The 18432-nt window shown below is 73.8% G+C and carries 7 protein-coding genes; 6 read left to right on the top strand and 1 reads right to left on the bottom strand.

The window, feature by feature from the left end; all coding sequences use genetic code 11:
* Positions 1–76 precede the first annotated feature (76 nt).
* Both AB0B72_RS07705 and AB0B72_RS07710 read left to right on the top strand, forming a co-directional pair.
* Complete coding sequence (locus tag AB0B72_RS07705; RefSeq protein WP_367737668.1) at positions 77–7339, top strand: SDR family NAD(P)-dependent oxidoreductase; 7263 nt, start codon at positions 77–79, stop codon at positions 7337–7339.
* Positions 7336–11856: a beta-ketoacyl synthase N-terminal-like domain-containing protein gene (locus tag AB0B72_RS07710; RefSeq protein ID WP_367737672.1), complete on the top strand. Its 4521-nt coding sequence runs from the start codon at positions 7336–7338 to the stop codon at positions 11854–11856. The genes AB0B72_RS07705 and AB0B72_RS07710 overlap by 4 nt, the downstream gene beginning before the upstream one ends.
* On the opposite strand, the gene AB0B72_RS07715 is transcribed toward AB0B72_RS07710, so the two are convergent.
* Positions 11789–12460 carry a TetR/AcrR family transcriptional regulator gene (locus tag AB0B72_RS07715; RefSeq protein ID WP_367737674.1) on the bottom strand — a complete coding sequence of 224 codons (672 nt, stop codon included), beginning with the start codon at positions 12458–12460 and terminating at the stop codon, positions 11789–11791. The genes AB0B72_RS07710 and AB0B72_RS07715 overlap by 68 nt on opposite strands.
* Before the next feature lie 92 nt (positions 12461–12552).
* Here AB0B72_RS07715 and AB0B72_RS07720 point away from each other — a divergent pair, with 92 nt between their 5' ends.
* The 4 genes from AB0B72_RS07720 (at position 12553) to AB0B72_RS07735 (ending at position 18427) form a co-directional block, all read left to right on the top strand.
* The gene (locus tag AB0B72_RS07720; RefSeq protein WP_367737676.1) at positions 12553–13878 is read left to right on the top strand and encodes an alpha-amylase family glycosyl hydrolase; all 1326 of its coding nucleotides are present in this window, start codon (positions 12553–12555) and stop codon (positions 13876–13878) included.
* The gene (locus AB0B72_RS07725; RefSeq protein WP_367737677.1) at positions 13875–15422 is read left to right on the top strand and encodes an MFS transporter; all 1548 of its coding nucleotides are present in this window, start codon (positions 13875–13877) and stop codon (positions 15420–15422) included. The genes AB0B72_RS07720 and AB0B72_RS07725 overlap by 4 nt, the downstream gene beginning before the upstream one ends.
* Positions 15423–15489: 67 nt before the next feature.
* Entirely contained in the window at positions 15490–18009 is a 2520-nt protein-coding gene (locus AB0B72_RS07730; RefSeq protein WP_367737679.1) for an FAD-dependent oxidoreductase, read from the top strand.
* A gap of 112 nt (positions 18010–18121) precedes the next feature.
* The gene (locus tag AB0B72_RS07735; RefSeq protein ID WP_367737681.1) at positions 18122–18427 is read left to right on the top strand and encodes a 2TM domain-containing protein; all 306 of its coding nucleotides are present in this window, start codon (positions 18122–18124) and stop codon (positions 18425–18427) included.
* The last annotated feature ends 5 nt before the right edge of the window (positions 18428–18432 follow it).

Here is an 18432-nt window from a genome sequence, read left to right on the forward strand (position 1 = left end):
CCAGGTAGGCGATATGTCCGCTTCCTTAGATGACGCTGCCGATAACCTTTTGTCGTCCCGTGATCTGGTCATAGGGGTGACGCCCTTCGAACGACCCGACGTCCGCCTCGCCGCGGCTGTTTGCGCGGCGGGCGCGCTGGGCGTCGTCGACATCACGTGCGGCGGCCCCGCGGCGGTCGAGGCCCTCGGCCTGATGCGCCGCTGGGACGTCAGTCCCCGCGCCGTCCGTCTGGCCCGGGGCGACGTGCGCGCATGGGACGCCCTGTTACAGGTGCTGGCGGGCGCAGACGGCGGTGACCCGCCGGACCTTCACGTGCTGGATACAGTCCTGCTCGGCGCGGACGTGCGGTGGACGCGCGACGAGGTGACCGGCACCCGGCGGGTGCTGGCGGAGGTGACGTCCGTCCACGAAGCCCGGTGCGCGCTCGACGCGGGTGCGGACGGACTGGTCGCCCGCGGCAATGAGGCCGGCGGCCGGGTCGGCGAGCTGAGCACCTTCGTGCTGCTGCAGCAGTTGCTGTCCGACTCCGCGCTCGCCGGGGTGCCGGTTTGGGCCTGGGGCGGGGTGGCGCCCAGCACGGCGGCGGCCTGCGTGACGGGCGGGGCCACCGGCGTCGTCCTCGACGTCCAGCTCGCACTCACCACGCAGGCAAGGACGGCGCCTGCCGCCGTACGCGCCCTGCGAGGGGCGGACGGCACCGAGACGGTCCTGCTGGGGGGCCACCGGGTCTTGCCCGCGACGGCCCGGCCCGGCGCGCCGCTGGAGGAGCTGTCCACGGCCCAGGTGGTGGAGCGCCTCGTCTCCGGCGACCCGGCGACGGCGCTGTTGCCGGTGGGCCAGGACGCCTACCTCGCCAGGCCGGCGGGTGCGGACGTCGCGGCCGTGGTCGCGGGGATCCGCGCCGGTGTCCGTGCGGCCTGGCCGGCTGCCGAGACGGAGACGGAGGACCGGCCCGAGCGGGCCCTGCCGGTCGCGCAGGGGCCGATGACCCGCGTGAGCGACGTCCCCGAGTTCGCCCTCGCCGTCGCGGAGGAGGGCGGACTGCCCTTCGTGGCCCTCGCTCTGGCGCCCCAGGAACGGGCGCGCGAGCTGCTGACCCGCACCCGCGACCTGCTCGCCGGGCGGCCGTGGGGGGTGGGCATCCTCGGGTTCGTCCCGGAGGACCTGCGAGCTCAGCAGATGGCCGTCATCGCCGAGGTCCGCCCGACGCACGCCATCGTCGCGGGCGGCCGGCCCGCCCACGCCGCGACGCTGGAGGCGGCCGGTGTCACCACCTACCTGCACGTCCCGTCGCCGGTGCTGCTCGACCAGTACCTGCGCGCGGGGGTGCGCCGGTTCGTGTTCGAGGGGGCCGAGTGCGGCGGCCACGTCGGCCCGCGCAACGCGTTCCCGCTGTGGCAGGCCCAGCTCACGGTCCTCGAGGAGTACCTGCGGGAGCAGCCCGACGCCGCCGCCGAGCTGGCCGTCTACTTCGCGGGGGGTGTGCACGACGCGCGCTCGGCGGCCATGGTCCGGGCCATGGTCCGGCCTTTGACCCGGCGCGGCGTGCATGCCGGCGTCCTCATGGGCACCGCGTACCTGCTGACCCAGGAGGCCGTTGAGACCGGGGCCGTCACGCCGGTGTTCCAGCAGGCGGTGCTGAAAGCCGGCGGCACCGAGCTGCTGGAGACCGCGCCGGGGCACGCCGTCCGCGCTGTCACCTCGCCCTTCACGGAGGAGTTCGAGCGGGTGCGGGCCCTCCGGCGCTCGGAGGGGGCCGGGCCCCGGCAGGTCTGGGCCGAGTTGGAGGACCTCAACATCGGCCGGCTCCGCATCGCGGCCAAGGCGCTGGAGCGTACGCCGGACGGGGTCAAGCCGGTCGCGGAGGCGCGCCAGCGCGCCGAGGGGCTGTTCATGGCCGGGCAGGTGGCGGTGCTGCGCTCCGAGCGGTGCACGATCGCGCAGCTGCACGAGGCCGTCACCGCGGGCGCTGAGCGGTTCGCCCGCGAGCGCGCCCGCACCGCGGCCGGCACCGCGACGGCGCCGGCCGCCGGGGCCCTCACCGTGCGCGAGCGGGAGGTGCCGCTCACCGAGCGGGACATCGCGATCGTGGGGATGGCCTGCCTCTTCCCGCAGGCGGACGGCCTGCGGACGTACTGGTCCAACATCCTCAACGGAACGGACGCCGTCACCGAGGTGCCGCGCGATCGCTGGGACCCGGAGGTGTACTTCGACCCGGACGTGCGCGACGGCAGCAAGGCGGTGTCGAAATGGGGCGGGTTCCTGCCGCCGGTGCCGTTCGACGCGCTGCGCTACGGCATCCCGCCGGCGTCGCTCGCCAGCATCGAACCCGTGCAACTCCTCGCGCTGGAGGTCGCCGCGCGGGCCCTGCGCGACGCCTTCGGCGAACGGCCGTTCGCCCGCGAGCGCACGTCGGTCATCTTCGGCGCCGAAGCCGGCAGCGACCTGGCGAACGCCGCGCTGCTGCGCTCGACGCTGCCCGGCTACTTCGGCCGGGTGCCGGACGCCCTCGACGACCAGCTGCCCCGGCTGACGACGGACTCGTTCCCGGGCATGCTCGCCAACGTCATCGCCGGCCGGATCGCCAACCGGCTGGACCTCGGCGGCACGAACTACATTGTGGACGCCGCGTGCGCCTCGTCGCTCGCGGCCCTGGACATCGCACGCAAGGAGCTCCTCGCCGGCACGAGCGACGTGGTCATCTGCGGCGGCGCCGACCTGCACAACGGCATCGGGGACTACCTGCTCTTCTCCTCGGTGCAGGCGCTCTCGCCGAGCGGCCGGTCCCGGCCCTTCGACCATCACGCCGACGGCATCGGGCTCGGCGAGGGTGTCGCATGCCTGGTGCTCAAGCGGCTGGCCGACGCGCAGCGGGACGGCGACCGGATCTACGCCGTCATCAAGGGCATCGGCGCGGCCAGCGACGGCAAGTCGCTCGGACTCACCGCGCCGCGCCTGGAGGGACAGCGATCCGCGCTGGAGCGCGCCTACGCGGACGCGGGCCTGTCACCCGCCGCGGTCACGCTCGTCGAGGCCCACGGCACCGGGACGGTCGTCGGCGACCGGACCGAGCTGCGCTCGCTGACCGAGGTGTTCTCCGAGGCCGGGGCCGACCCCGGAGCCTGCACACTCGGCTCGGTCAAATCGCAGATCGGGCATACCAAGTGCGCCGCGGGCCTGGCCGGCATGGTCAAGACGGCGATGGCCCTGCACACCGGTGTCCTGCCGCCGACCGCCAACATCGACCGGCCGAACCCGGCCTGGGACGCGGGGAGCAGTCCGTTCGCCTTCGGGGACCGGCCCCGGCCCTGGCACGTGCCGCACGGGCGGCGGGTGGCCGGCGTCAGCGCCTTCGGCTTCGGCGGCACGAACTTTCACGCGGTGCTGGCCGACGCGCCGGAGGCCGTCCCGGCGGCGACGGGGCTGTGGAAGTGGCCGGCCGAACTGGTGGTCGTCCCGGCAGGGGACCGGGCGGGCCTGATGCGCGCACTCGATCGGGTCGCTGCCCTGCTCGCCGCGAACGATCGCGCCGACCGGCCGCGGCCGCTGCGGGACGTCGCGGCGACCGTGGCGTCGTGGGGGCTGACCGGCAGCGGCGCCACGACCGCGTTCGTCGCCGCCGACCTGGACGAGCTTGCCGCGCAGGTGGAGGCCGTCCGGCGCGAGCGGCAGCCGCTCCCCGCCGGTGTCGTCACCGCCCCGCCGGGCTCCTCCGCCGACCCCGCGAGCGTGGCGTTCCTCTTCCCCGGCCAGGGCAGCCAGTCGCCGGGCATGTTCGCGGAGCTGCTCTGCGCCTTCCCCGACCTGCAGCATCACCTGCACGACGCCTCGCCCTGGGCGTTGCCGATGTGCCCGCCCCGCGACTTCGACGAGGAGTCCGCGGCGGCGGCCGCCGCCGCGCTCACCGACACCCGGGCGGCGCAGGCGGCCCTCGGGGTGACCGCGCTCGTCGGCCGGGATCTGCTCGCCCGGCTGGGCGTGCGGCCGGCCTTCGCCGCGGGGCACAGCTTCGGCGAGCTTGCCGCCCTGTGCGCGGCCGGCGCGCTCGACGCCGCGACGTTCCTCGCGCTGAGCGTGGCCCGGGGGCAGGTCGTCGCCGCGGCCGCCGGGGAGGCGGCCGGGAGTATGGCGGCGGTGAGCCTCGGCGAAGACGCGGTTCGCGCCGTCCTGCGGGCCGGCGGCTTGGACGACCGCGTCGTCGCGGCCAACGTCAACACCCCCAGGCAGACGGTGGTCTCCGGGCCGGTCGACGCGGTGGATGCGGCGGTGGCGCTGTTCCGCGAACAGGGCCACCAGGCTCGCCGCCTCGCGGTGTCGTGCGCCTTCCACAGCCCTGCGGTGGCCTCCGCCGGGTCGGCGTTCGCGGCCGAGCTCGAGCGGCGGCCCGTCGGTGTCCCGGCGATCCCCGTCTTCGCCGACCGCACCGCGCAGCCGTACGCCGCCGACTCCGACCAGGTGCGTGCCGAACTCGCCGCGCAGATCGCGGCGCCGGTGCGCTTCGTGGACGTCGTCGAGTCGATGTACGCGGCCGGCGCCCGGGTGTTCGTGGAGATCGGGCCCGGCAGCGTCCTCAGCAACTTCACCGGCACGATCCTCGGAGACCGCCCGCATCTTTCCGTGCCGCTGCAGCGGACGGCCACCGGGCGGGGCTCCGGGCTGCGCGGGCTGCTGGAGGCGCTCGCGATCCTCGCCGTCCACGGGATCCCGCTCAGTCTGGATCCGCTGTTCGCCGGGCGCGCCGACGCGATCCGGTCGACCGACGAGCTGCCGTCGCCGCCCGCGTGGCTGGTCGACGGGCATCTCGTGCGCACCGCCGACGGCTCGCCCCTGGTGGGCGGCCTGCGGCCCGTCCGACGTGTCCAGGAGCTGATGATGACGAACGACAACACCGGTCCCGCCGCCGACTCCCGAGACCAGCTCGTCGCGGACTTCCTGCGGGCGAGCCGGGACATGCTCGCCGCGCAGCGCGACGTTCTGCTGACCTACCTCGGCGCCGGTGCCGTGCCCGGGCAGGTGGCGGCGCCCGGCCTCGTCGCGGCGCCCGTGAGCGCGCCGGCGCCGCTGGCCCTGTCCGCGGTCGCCGCCCCCGCACCGGTACCCGTACCCGTGCTGCCTGCGCCTGCGGCGCCGGTGCCGGTGGCGCCGCCGGTCGTGGACGTGGAGACGACGGTGCGGGAGGTGATCAGTGAGCGGACCGGGTACCCGGCGGAGATGATCGAGCCGGACCTGGATCTGGAGGCCGACCTGAGCATCGATTCCATCAAGCGGATGGAGATCGCCGCTCAGCTCGTGCGCCGGGTGGCGCCGGATGCCGCCGCACTGCCGGACGCGAACCTGGAGGACCTGTCCCGGGCCCGGACCGCGGCCGCCATCACCGCCTGGCTCACCGACCGGGTGGCCGCGGCCCCCGCACCGGTACCGGTACCCGTGCTGCCTGCGCCTGTGGCGCCGGTGCCGGTGGCGCCGCCGGTCGTGGACGTGGGGACGACGGTGCGGGAGGTGATCAGTGAGCGGACCGGGTACCCGGCGGAGATGATCGAGCCGGACCTGGATCTGGAGGCCGACCTGAGCATCGATTCCATCAAGCGGATGGAGATCGCCGCTCAGCTCGTGCGCCGGGTGGCGCCGGATGCCGCCGCGCTGCCGGACGCGAACCTGGAGGACCTGTCCCGGGCCCGGACCGCGGCCGCCATCACCGCCTGGCTCACCGCGCACCTGATGCCCGCCCCGCCGCCGGTCGCAGCGGCACCGGAAGCATCAGCGGCACCGGCGGCAGCGGCGGTACCGGAAGCATCAGCGGCACCGGCGGCAGCGGCGGTACCGGCCGCACCTCCCGGCGAGCGGCCCGACCGGTACGTATGGCGCGAGGTCGACGCCCCGCCCGTGCCCGCGGATGACGCCCGCACTCGGCTGCAGGGCGACCGCGTGCTGCTGCTCGCCGAGGCCGGCGAAGACGTGGACGGCCTGGCCGGCGTCCTGCGGGAGGCGGGCATGGAGGTGGTGCCCGGCGGCGTCCCGTCCGCCGGTGCCACCGCCGCCGAGCGGGTCGAGCAGGGCGACCATGTCGTGCTGCTCGTCCCGGAGTCGCCGGCCGTGCTGCTGCCCGAGGTGTTCCCGCTGGTGCAGGCCGTGCTGACGGTGGGCGTCCGGACACTGGTGCTGGTCGCGCGGCGCGCGCCGGGCGCCGCGCTGCTCGACCGGGACGCGGCGGCCGAGGGGCTGCGCGGCCTGGTCCGGACAGCGGCGCGGGAGTTCCCCGAGGTCAACATCACCTTGGTGGAGACCGGCGACTGGGAGCCCGCGGCACTCGGCGAGGCCCTGCTGGAGGAGCTGGCGACCCACGACCGGCAGCCGGTGATCCTGCGCCAGGACGGCCGGCGGCTGCGCCTGGGCACTCAGCGGGCGGGCCTCGGCGCCCTGGCCGCCGCCGGCGCCGGTCCGCTGGACGACGGTACGGCGGAGTGCCGCGCGCTCGGGCTCGGCCCGGAGTCGGTGCTCCTCGTCGTCGGCGGTGCCCGCGGCATCACCGCTCGGGTGGCGGCGCTGCTGGCGTCCGCCTCGCGCGGCACGGTGATCCTCGCCGGACGAACGCCGCTGCCGGACACGCCCGAGGAGCCCTGGACGGCGGCGGCCTCCGGCCTGGAGGAGTTGCGTGCCGCGTTCGTGAGCCGGGGTCACCTGCCGATCCGGACGATGGAGCGCGCCATCCGCGAGATCCTCGCCCAGCGCGAAATCATCGACACCTTGCGCGGCATCGAGCGCACGGGAGGGCGGGCTGAGTACGTCACCCTCGACGTCCTCGACGATTCGGCGGTGCACCAGGTCGTCAAGGAGGCCTACGAGCGCCACGGACGCCTGGACGGCATCGTCTACGGCGCCGGAGTCACCGTTGACCAGCTCGTCTCCCGTACGTCGATGGAGTCGTTCCGGCTCGTCTACGACACCAAGGTGCAGGGTGCCAAGGCGGTCGTGGACGCCGCCGCCCAGCTGCCCGCACCGCCGCGCTTCGTGGTGTTCTTCGGCAGCGTGACGACGGTGATCGGCAGCCGGGGCCAGGTCGGGTACGCCGCCGCGAACGACGTGCTGGAGACCGTCGGGCAGGACTGGGCGGCCCGTACCGGCACTCGCGCGGTGACCGTCCACTGGGGGCCGTGGGCCCCGGTGGGGATGCACGCCGGCATGGTGTCGCCCGAGCTCCAGCGCGACTTCCTGCGGCGCGACCTGGCGCTCATCGACCCCGACGAGGGGCCGATGTGCCTGCTCCGCGAGCTGGCCTGGGGTCCGGCCGACGGGGCCGGGACGGTCATCTACGCGCCGTCCGGATGGCTGGAGCCGTGACCGGGACACCGCCGGTCGCCATCGTCGGGATGGCCGTGCTGCTGCCCGGCGCGCCGGACCTGGCGACGTACCGGCGCAACCTGGAGCTGGGGTTCGACGCCATCACCAACGTGCCGGCCCACCGCTGGGACCCGTGGTTCTTCACGGGGATCGGGCAGGAGGGCGGGGTTCCGGTCGACCGGGTGTACTGCCGGCGCGGCGGGTTCGTCGACGGCCTGGCCGCCGTCCCCGTCACCCGGTACGGCATCCCGCCGACCGCGGTCGAGGGCACCGAGCCCGACCAGCTCATCGCGCTGCACGTCGCGGCCCAGGCGCTGGACGACGCGGGCGGCCGGGACCGGCTGCCCGACCCGGAGCGGATCGGGGTCATCCTCGGCCGCGGCGGCTACGTCACGCCCGCCGCCATCCGGTTCAGCGAGCGCGTGCGCGGTTCGAACCAGCTCGTGCAGACCCTGCGGGAGATGCTGCCGGAGCTGCCGCAGGACGCGCTCGACGAGATCCGGCACGCCTACCACCGGGCTCTCGGCGCCTACTCTCCGGAGAACGCCATCGGCCTGGTCTCCAACCTCGCGGCATCGCGGCTGGCGAACCGGCTCGACCTGCGCGGTCCCGCCTACACCGTGGACGGCGCGTGCGCGTCGTCCCTGCTCGCCGTCGACCAGGCCGTCTCTCTGCTGCATGCCGGGCGCTGTGACCTGGTGCTGGCCGGCGGCGTGCACCACTGCCACGACATCTCGTTCTGGAGCGTCTTCAGCCAGATGCGGGCGCTGTCGGCGAACCAGCAGATCCGGCCGTACGACCGGCGTGCCGACGGCACGCTCATCGGCGAGGGCACCGGCATCGTCGTACTCAAACGGCTGGACGACGCCGAGCGGGACGGCGACCGGGTGTACGCCGTCATCCGCGGCGTCGGCGTCGGCAGCGACGGGCGCAGCACAAGCCTGATGAATCCCGACCCCACCGGCCAGGCCCGCGCCGTCCGGCAGGCGTGGCGGGCCACCGGCCTGGACCCCACCGCGCCACATGCCGTCGGCATGGTCGAGGGGCACGGCACGGCCACCGCCGCGGGCGACCTCGCCGAGATCCGGACCATGCTCGACGTCTTCGGGGCGGAGGGGACGCCGATCGTCCTGGGCTCGGTCAAGTCGATGATCGGCCACACCATGCCTGCGGCCGGGGTCGCCGGGCTCGTCAAGGCCGCCCTCGCCGTGTACCACGGGGTGCTGCCGCCGACCCTGCACTGCGAGGAGCCGCACCCGGCGCTCGCCGGCACCCGGTTCGAGCCGATCGGCCGCCCCCGCCCGTGGCCCGAGCCCGAAGGCGGCAGTGCGCCGGTGCTACGGCGGGCCGCCGTCAACGCCTTCGGCTTCGGCGGCATCAACGCGCACGTCGTCCTGGAGCAGGCGCCGGCCGTGACGGCGGCCGCACAGCCGTCGGCCGCACCGGCACTGCAGGTGCGTGGTCCCTTGACCGAGGACGTGTTGCGGCTCGCCGCGGACGACGTCGGCGACCTCGCGGCGGCGCTCACCGGGGCGCAGGACCGCGCGGCCCTCCAGGCCGTGGCCGTCCCGGAGGGGCGGGGCGGCGGAGGGCGCGCCCGCCTCGTCGTGGCCGACCCGACGCCCGCGCGGCTGGCCATGGCCCGGGAGGTCGTGGCCGGCGGCCGGCCGTGGCGCGGCCGGAACGGGATCTGGTTCACCCCGCACGGACTGCTCCACGGCACCGCCGGCGGGCGGGTGGCGTTCGTGTTCCCCGGCCTGGACGTCGATTTCGAGCCCCGGCTGGAGGACGTCTCGGCCTGGCTCGGCCTGCCGCCGCCGGCCACCTCGCGGCAGGACTCCAAGCGGCACGGGCTCAGCGTGCTGCGCGTCGGCGCTCTGCTCGACCGGGCGCTGCGCGCGGCCGGCGTCGTTCCCGACGCGGTCATGGGCTCCAGCGTGGGGGAGTGGAGTGCCCTGCTGAGCGGCGGCGCGCTTCCCGCCTCGACGGAGGACCTGCTGGACGCCGTCGACCTGGACACCGTCGACCTGCCCGACCTGGCCTTCGCCGCTGTCGCGCTGGGCGCGTCGCAGGTCGAGGCCGAGCTGCGGCAGGACGAGGGGATCGTCGTCTCGCACGACAACTCCCCGCAGCGCTGCGTCGTGTGCGGGCCGCCGCTCGCCGTCCGTGGTGTGCTGGAACGTCTCTCGGCGCGCGGCGTCCTCGGCCGGGAGCTGCCCTTCCGCTCCGGGTTCCACACTCCGATGTTCGCCCCCTTCACCGGGCCCTTCCGCCAGTTCATCGATGGCGTCGAGGTGGCGGTCCCGAGTCTGCCGATATGGTCGGCGACGACGGCACGCGCCGAGGGGCCGGACGCCGACGTGCGGGCGATCTTCCTGCGGCACCTGGTGGAGCCGGTGCGGCTGCGGCAGACGCTGGAGGCGATGTACGCGGCCGGGTTCCGGGTGTTCGTGCAGGTGGGTCTGGGCCAGCTGCCGATGATGACGGAGGAGACCCTCGGCGACCGCCATGTGCTGGCGGTCGAGGCGGCGTCTCCGGTGCGCGACGGCATGACCCAGCTGCGGCGGGCCGTGGCGGCCCTGTGGTCCGAGGGCCTGTCGCTCGCCCTGCCGGGGGCACGGGCCGCCGGGCCGCCGGCCCGGACGGCGGCTCGCACGCCGGCGCCGGCGGTGGCGCTCGACCTCGGCACGGCCATGGTCTCGTTCGCGCCGCAGGACCGCCGGGCGATGCGCACCGCGCTCGACCGGGCCCTCGCCGGGCGGCTCGACGGTGCGCCCACGACCACCGCCGTGGGGACGGGCGCCGCCCTCCCGGTGCTGCCGGAGGAGCTCGCCGGGGTGCCGGGCGACAGGCCGGTCGCCGCGGAGTACCGGGCGCTGGTCGCTCAGCTGGCCGAGACCACGCACCTCGTGGCGACGGCCGCGCGCGGCCCCCGGCCCGCGGCCACGGTGGCCCCGGCGCCCACCGCCCCGCCTCCCACGGTGCCTTCAGGCGCCCGCGCCGTGCTGCACGTCGGAACGGACGTCATGCCGTACCTGCTCGACCACTGCTTCGTCCGGCAGCGTCCGGGCTGGCCGGACGAGGCGGACCGCCGCCCGGTGGTGCCGGCCACGACGATCGTCCACCACATGCTCGGGGCCGTGCAGGCCGCCGATCCGTCCCGGGTGGTGGCCGAGCTCGCCGACCTGCGGCTCCTGCGGTGGTTGGTGGCCGCCCCCGCCGTGGACGTGCCGGTGGTCGTCGAGCCGGCGCCCTCGGGGCCGGACGGCGCGTGGCTGGTCACGTTCGGGGACTACAGCGGCGCCGCCGTACGCACCGCTCCCGGCTACCCGGCGCCGCCCGAGCGCTGGCGCCCTGATGCCGCCGAGCGCAGGCCGCCGGACAGCGCCCGGCGGATGTACGAGCGGAGGCTGATGTTCCACGGCCCGGCCTACCAGGGGGTCACCGAGCTGACGGCGATGGGCGAGCGGGACATGCGGGGCGTAATCACCACTCCCGTCGCCCCCGGCGCGCTGCTGGACTGCGCCGGCCAGATCCTGGGCTACTGGATCATCAAGACCTTCACGACCCGCACCCGGGTTCTGCCCGTGCACCTGGACCTGATGCGCCTGTACGGCCCGTTCCCCGAGCCGGGCACCCAGGTCGAATGCCACGTGCGGGTCGCCCGCATCGACGACGACAGCGTCGAGGCGGACATCCAGCTCTGCTACGACGGCCGGGTCTGGGCCGAGCTGCAGGGGTGGCGCAACCGCCGGTTCGACAACCATCCCGAGACGCAGGCCGTCGAGAACTTCCCCGAGTACCGCGCGCTCTCCCGTGAGCAGCCCGGCGGCTGGGTCGCGCTGTTCGAGCGCTGGGGGGACCTCGCCTCCCGTGACCTTGTCATGCACAATCACCTGGGCGCCGCCGAGCGGGCCGAATTCGAGGCCTGCCCGCCGCGCGGCCGGCGGCACTGGCTGCTGGGGCGCATCAGCGTGAAGGACGCCGTCCGCACCGAGATCTGGCGGGACGGCCTGGTGCCGGTGTTTCCCGCCGAGGTCCGGGTGCTCGACGGAGCCGGCGGGCCGGTCGTGCACGGGCTCCACGGGCGTTCGCTGCCGCCGGTGACGGTCGCGGCCGCGCAGTGCCGCGAGCTGGGCGTGGCCCTGGTCCGGCTCGCGGGCGAGCCCGGCCCGACCCCGCGGATCGCGGTGGTCGAGGTCCCCGAGGACGGTGCCGCGCCTCCGGCCGCCTCCGCGGACCCGGCGGCGCAGCTGCCTGACGCGGCGTCGGCCGTGCTGCCGACCTCAGCGCTGCGCGCCGCCGCCTTTCAGGTGGCCCGGGACGTCGCGGCGGTTCCGGCCCCGAAGCTTGCCGGCTGCCGTGTGGACGGCGGAACCGTCGTCCTCGTGCTGTCGCCGGACGGCCCGGGCGGGCCCGGCCCGGCCGTCGAGGTCGCTGTACGCCCGATCAGGAATCCGGACGACCTGCCATCCCGGCAGTACCTGGTCGGCTGGACGCCGGAGCGGCGGCCGTGAGGGCCGACAGGGTGCCGGTGAAAGCGCCGACCGCCAGGTCGGCGAGGGTGTCCGGCCCGACGTGCGCGCGCTGCTCGTCCGGCAGGTCCAGCCACAGGGCGATCGCGGCGTCCACGTACCCCAGGTATCCCCGGATGCCGACGATCAGCGTGGTCCGGGTCGCGTCGTCCAACGGCGGCATGTCCGCGGCGACGTCGGCGAGGATCCGGTCGGCCACCTGCCGCCGGAGGGTCTCGACGAGGGCGGCGGCTTCGGGTATCGCGCTCTCGCCGCTCCCGCGCAGCAACGACAGGAAGCCGGCGCGATGCTCGCGCGCGTACTCCGCGTAGAAGCGCACCGAGGCTCGCAGCCGGTCCAGCGACGGCGGCCCCGGCACGTCCCGCAGGCCCTCGGTGATGCTGGTGACGGCGGTCTGCAGCACCTCCAGGTACAGCGACCGCTTGGTGCCGTAATAAAAGACGATCAGTGGCGGCGAGACGCCCGCGGCCTCGGCGATGTCGCTTATCGAGACGGCGGCGTAGGGACGGCAGCTGAACATCTCGCGTGCCACCCGGAGGATGGCGGCACGTCGCTCGTCGTGGGCCAGCCGCCGTCGTCCCGCCACCCGGCCACGCTACACCGCGTCACGTCAGTGCTGCCCGGCAGGAGTCACGCTAGGCTTGCTGAACGAGCATTCAATACGGGAGCGATGATTCGATGAACACCTGGGCGGACCACGTCATCTGGTGGCAGCTGCACCCGATCAGCTTCGTCGGGGCCGAACCCGCCGCCCTGTCCCCCGGCAGTGAGCCGGTGCACCGGCTCGGTCACCTGCAGGGGTGGCTGGACTACCTGGTCGAGCTGGGGTGCAACGGCCTGGCCCTCGGGCCGATCTTCGCCAGCGAGACGCACGGCTACGACACCGTGGACCACTACCGGATCGACCCGCGGCTCGGCGAAGAGGACGACCTGGTCCGGCTCATCGACGACTGCCACCGGCGAGGCGTCAAGGTCCTGCTCGACGGGGTGTTCAACCATGTGGGCCGGGGCTTCGCGCCCTTCCAGGACGTGCTGGCGAGACGCCGGGAGTCGCCGTACGCGTCGTGGTTCCGGCTGGACTTCGACGCGGACGGGCCGGACGGCTTCGGCTACACCGACTTCGAGGGTCACCGCCACCTCGTGGCGCTCAACCACGCCGAGCCGCAGGTGGCCGACTACGTCACCGCGGTCGCGCGCCACTGGCTGGACCGCGGGGCCGACGGCTGGCGATTGGACGCGGCCTACGCCGTTCCGGTGGAGTTCTGGCACGCGGTGACGTCGCAGGTGCGGCGCACACACCCGCATGCCTGGTTCCTCGGCGAGGTCATCCACGGCGACTACGCCCGCTTCGTCACCGAGGGCGGCCTGGATTCGGTTACCCAGTACGAGCTGTGGAAAGCGATCTGGAGCAGCCTGAACGACCGTAACTTCTTCGAGCTGTCGTGGGCGCTGGACCGGCACGAGGACTTCGCCGAGAACTACCGGCCGCTCACCTTCGTGGGCAACCACGACGTCACCCGGCTGGCCAGCAAGCTGGACGACGAGCGGCACCTGGCCCACGCGCTCGCCGTCCTGTTCACCGTCTCGGGCCTCCCGAGCGTCTACGCCGGTGACGAGCAGGGCTTCCGCGGCGTCAAGTACGAACGGGCCGACGGCGACGCGGAGATCCGGCCGGCGTTCCCCGGCACGCCGGCCGCGCTCGCCCCGTACGGCTGGCCGGTGTACCGCCTCCACCAGGACCTCATCGGCCTGCGCCGGCGCCACCCGTGGCTGGTGCGGGCACGGGTCAAAGTGGTCCACCTCGACAACACGGCCTTCGCCTACCACCTGGTCAACCCCGACGGCGGTCCCGGCCTGGTGGTGGTGCTCAACGTCTCCGACCACCCCTTCACGCTCCCGTCGGTCTCCGGCTCGGCCCGGCGGCGCCTTCTGGGCAGCGCGGACTCCGGCGCACCGGAGGACGTCGGCCCGCACGGATGGGCCGTGCTCGAGGTGTCGGCGTGACCGGCCCCGGCCGGGTCGCGGGCCCCCGGAGCGAGATCACGGGCGAAGCGGGCACCACCCGGCACGAGCGCCTGGTGCTCACCACACTGTGCCTCGGGATGTTCATGGCGATGCTCGACAACGTCGTCGTGTCGAACGCGCTGCCCCGCATCGACGCCGAGTTGCACACGGGCATCGTCGGCATGCAGTGGGTCGTCGAGGGTTACAGCCTCTGTTTCGCAGGCCTGCTGTTCGTCGGCGGCTCGCTCGGGGACCGTTGGGGCCGGCGGCGGCTGTACCTCGGCGGCCTCGCGCTGTTCACCCTGGGGTCGGCGCTGACGGCGCTCGCCGGCACCCTTGAGGCGCTCGTCGCGGGCCGGGTCGTGCAGGGGGTCGGCGCCGCCGCACTCATCCCGCAGTCCCTCGCCGTGCTCCGTGTCACCTATCCGGACCTGGCGCGGCAGGCACGGGCCTTCGCTGTCTGGAGCAGTGTCTCGGCCCTGGGGCTCGCCCTCGGGCCGGCGATCGGCGGCCCGCTCGTCGAAGCGTTCGGCTGGCCGAGCGCGTTCTGGATCAATGTCCCGATCGGTCTCGTCGCGCTCGCGATCGGCTTCCGGGCGATCCCCGAGACGCGCGGGCAGGGCGCCCAGCCGTCGGCGTGGGCGCAGGGGGCGCTGGCGGTCGCGGTGGCGGCGAGTGTGTACGCCCTCGTGGAGGCGCCCGTTCGAGGCTGGACCTCCGCCAACGTTCTCGGCGGGGCGGCGCTGCTGGCCGTCGCCGCGGTGACGGCCGTCGCCGCCGAGCGGAGGGCGTCCGTGCCCGCCGTCGACCGAAGCCTTCTGCGTGACCGGGTCGTCCTCGGGGCCGTGCTCGCGGGGTTCGTCGTGACGTTCGGAATGTTCGGGGTCCTGACGTTCCTCGGAGTGTTCATGCAGGACGTGCTGAAGTGGTCGCCGACCGGTGCGGGCATCGCGTCCCTGCCGTCGACGGTCCTCATCATCGTCATGTCCCCGATCGCGAGCCGGCTGACGCTGCGGTTCGGACCTCGCCGCCCGCTCATCGCCGGCCTGCTCTGTTGCGCGGCGGGGCTGGCGTTCCTCTCGCTCTTCGGGACCGACGCCGATTACTTGCAGTACTGCTGGGCGCTGCCGCTCCTGGGCATCGGCATGGGCCTGTGCTACACGCCGGTGACGATCACCGTCATGACCCGGGTGCCGCTGGAACGGGCGGGCAACGCGTCGGCAGTGACGAACGTCAGCCGCGAGCTCGGCGGTGTGGCCGGCATCGCGGTGATGGGACTGCTGATCACGACCCGGCTGCGGTCGTCGCTGGATGACCGGCTGGCTCACGCCGGCGCCCCCGGCGGCGTCGTGGAACAGGTGCGCAGGGCCGTCACCACTGGAGGCGGCCAAGGGCTGGCGCCGTCCGGGTCCGTGCCGCCGGGTATCGGGGACGCCGTCGCCCATGCCTTCGTGGACGGGCTGCACCTGGCCCTCTGGTGCGCGGCCGCATTCATGATCGCCGGCGGTGTCGTCATCGCCCGGCTGACCCGGCCGGGCTCATGACGGCCGCCGTCATCAGCTCGATGAAGCGATTCACAATAAATCTAGTGGCGCGGTGTTGGCTGCCCGCATGGCATTCGAAGAGACCGATGTGGTCGTCATCGGGTCGGGTATGGGCGGGCTCGCGGCGGCCCGGATGCTCGCGCAGTTCGGCGGCAAACGGGTTCTCGTCCTGGAGCAGCACTACACGCTCGGTGGGATGACGCACGAGTTCTCCCGCGAGGACAGGTACCGGTTCGGCACCGGCGTGCACTACATCAGCGCGAACGCCGGTCCCTTCCTGAACTTCATGACCGATGGGCGGGTACAGCTGCAGCCGCTCCCCGACGACTACGACGTGCTGCACTTTCCCGGGTTCGACTTCGCGGTGCCCGCGACCCGGGCGAAGTTCCGGGCACGGCTGGCCGAACAGTTCCCGGACGAGGCCGAGGCGATCGACCGCTACTTCCGCAAGACGCGCCGGGCCATGGCCGGACTCGCCGCGCGCAACGTCCTGTCGTCGCTGCCCGCGCCGGTGCGCGGCATCGGTCTCCCCGTCGTCGAGCGGCTGTTCCCGGCCATGTATCGCTCGCTGCGCGACGAGGTTCATCGCAGCGTCGCCGATCCGAGGCTCCGGGCGATCCTCCAGGCGCGATGGGGCCTGTACGGGACACCACCGGCAAGAAGCGCGTTCGGCTATCACGCCGCCGTCCCGACGACCTTCTTCATGGACGGAACCGCCCATCCGGTGGGCGGCCCGAAGGCGATCAACGAGGTCGTCCTGGAGATCCTCGGCGAACACGGCGTCGAACTGCGTGCTCGCCAGCTGGTGGAGCGGATCGTCGTCGAGCGGGGCCGGGTGGCCGGTGTCGACGTCTCCGACACCGCCACCGGGCGCACCTACCGGGTGAAGGCGCCGACGGTCGTCTCGGCGGCGGGTGTACGCAACACCTATGCCCTGCTGGGCCGCTCGGCCGAGGTGGCGGACCTGCCGGCGGAACCGTCGGCCGTCATGCTCTTCCTCGGTCTCGAGAGGTCACCGGCCGCGTTCGGGTTACGCGGTGAGAACCACTGGATCATGCCCGACCTGGACGGTTCCCCGCACGGCACGCTCTACGTCTCGTTCGCGTCCCTGAACAACCCCGCCGCCCGGTTCCACACCGTCGAGGTCCTGGAGCTCGTCGATCCCGCCACGTTCGACCCGTGGCGAGATCGGCCCGAGGAATACCGGAAGCTCAAGGAGGAGTGGACCGAGCGCATGCTGGGCCGGCTGGAGGAGCGATGGCCCGGTTTCCGGGAGACCGTCGCGTTCGCCGAGCTGGCGACACCGTTGACGTTCGAGAACTACCAGCACAGCGTCCGCGGCTCGTTCTACGGTCTCGCGGCGACCCCGGAACGGCTGCGCTCCCGGCTCGCGGGTACGCGTACCCCGGTGAAGGGCCTGGTGGTGGCCGGGCAGGACGCCTGGGGGTCCGGCGTCGTCGGCGCCCTCGCCGGCGGCCTGATGGCGGCCAACGCGGTGCTGCGGCCACGGCAGGTCGGGGCGATGTGGCGGGCCGTGCGCGGCCCGGTCGCCCGGCGTCCGGGGAGCTGGCGTGGTTACCTGCGGGTCTCCGCGGTCGAACAGCTGACCCCGTCGATCCGCAGGATCCGCCTGGCGCCGCTCGGCACCGGAGCCACGCCGTTCGGGTTCGTCGCGGGGCAGTATCTGAAGGTCGAGCTGCCGGTCGCGGTCGAGCCGATCGAACGCTCCTATTCGATCTCCAGCGGCCCGGACGTCACGGACTTCGTCGAGATCGCCGTGAAGCGGGAGCCGGACGGCCTCGGCTCCACCTTCCTGCACGACGAGTTGCGGGTCGGGCAGGCCCTGCGGGTGAGCGGGCCGTTCGGTGAGTTCACGTGGGTTCCCGGCGGAGACGGCGGAACACTGCTCCTGATCGCCGGCGGTGTCGGTATCACCCCGCTGATGAGCGTCCTGGCCGCCGCGGCCTCCGCCGGGCATCGTGGCCGCGTCGTGCTGCTGGTCGGCTGCCGGGACGAACCGCCGTTCCAGCGCGAGCTGGATGAGTTGCGGGCCGGCCTGCCGGGCCTCGAAGTGGTCGTCTTCCGCACCGGGCCGGGCGGACGGGGCCGGATCGACCTCGACGCGCTGCGTCCGTATGCCGCCGGCGTGGATCGTGTGCACCTGTGCGGACCGGCGCCGATGATGCAGGACGTGCTCGGCTACCTGGCGGAACTCGGCGTGCCGCGGGACATCGTGCGCACCGAGGCGTTCGTGTCGGGCCGCAGCGGCCAGACCCGGCGGGAGCGGGCGCACGCCATCGCGGTCGCGGCCCAGGAGGCCGGCGTCACCGGCTACACGATCGAGATTCCCGGCGGACGGTCCTTCCCGTGCCCGCCGGGGCGGACGGTTCTCGACGCCGCGAACGCCGCCCGCGTCCCGTTCCCGCAGTCCTGCGGTGAGGGCTCCTGCGGCACCTGCCGGGTGCGGGTCCTCAAAGGCGACTTCGAGACGGACACTCGGGGCATGTTCTCCACCGAGGAGCTCGACAAAGGCTGGCGGCTGGCCTGCCAGACCCTGCCCACCGGTGACCTGGTCATCGATCAGTGACAGCCGGGTTCATGAGCGTCAAGAAACCTTCCACATCGCATTCACTGCGCGATCGTACCTTTTCGATAACCGGTTTCCCGGAACGAAGACGTCATGATTGTGAGGCGCAGAAATGCACGAACGCCGTCCCTCGCCCGACATCGATCCCGACCCGATCCGGGCGCACGCCATCCGGCGGCTGCATCTCAAAAGGGGCCTCTGGATTCATGCCCTGATCTACGTGGTGGCCAATGTCATCCAGGTGGTCGTGTGGTTCGCGTACACCTCGGAGCAGTTCTTCTGGCCGCTCTGGTCGATTCTCGGCTGGGGCCTCGGCCTGGTTTTCCACATCTGGGCCGTGTATTCGGGTTCGAGCCTCGACGAAGCTCGCATCGAGCGCGAGGTCAGGCGGATTCACGGCGGTGGAGCGGGGAATTGAGCGCG

It is taken from the genome of Microbispora sp. NPDC049125 (assembly GCF_040802045.1).
GTDB lineage: Bacteria > Actinomycetota > Actinomycetes > Streptosporangiales > Streptosporangiaceae > Microbispora.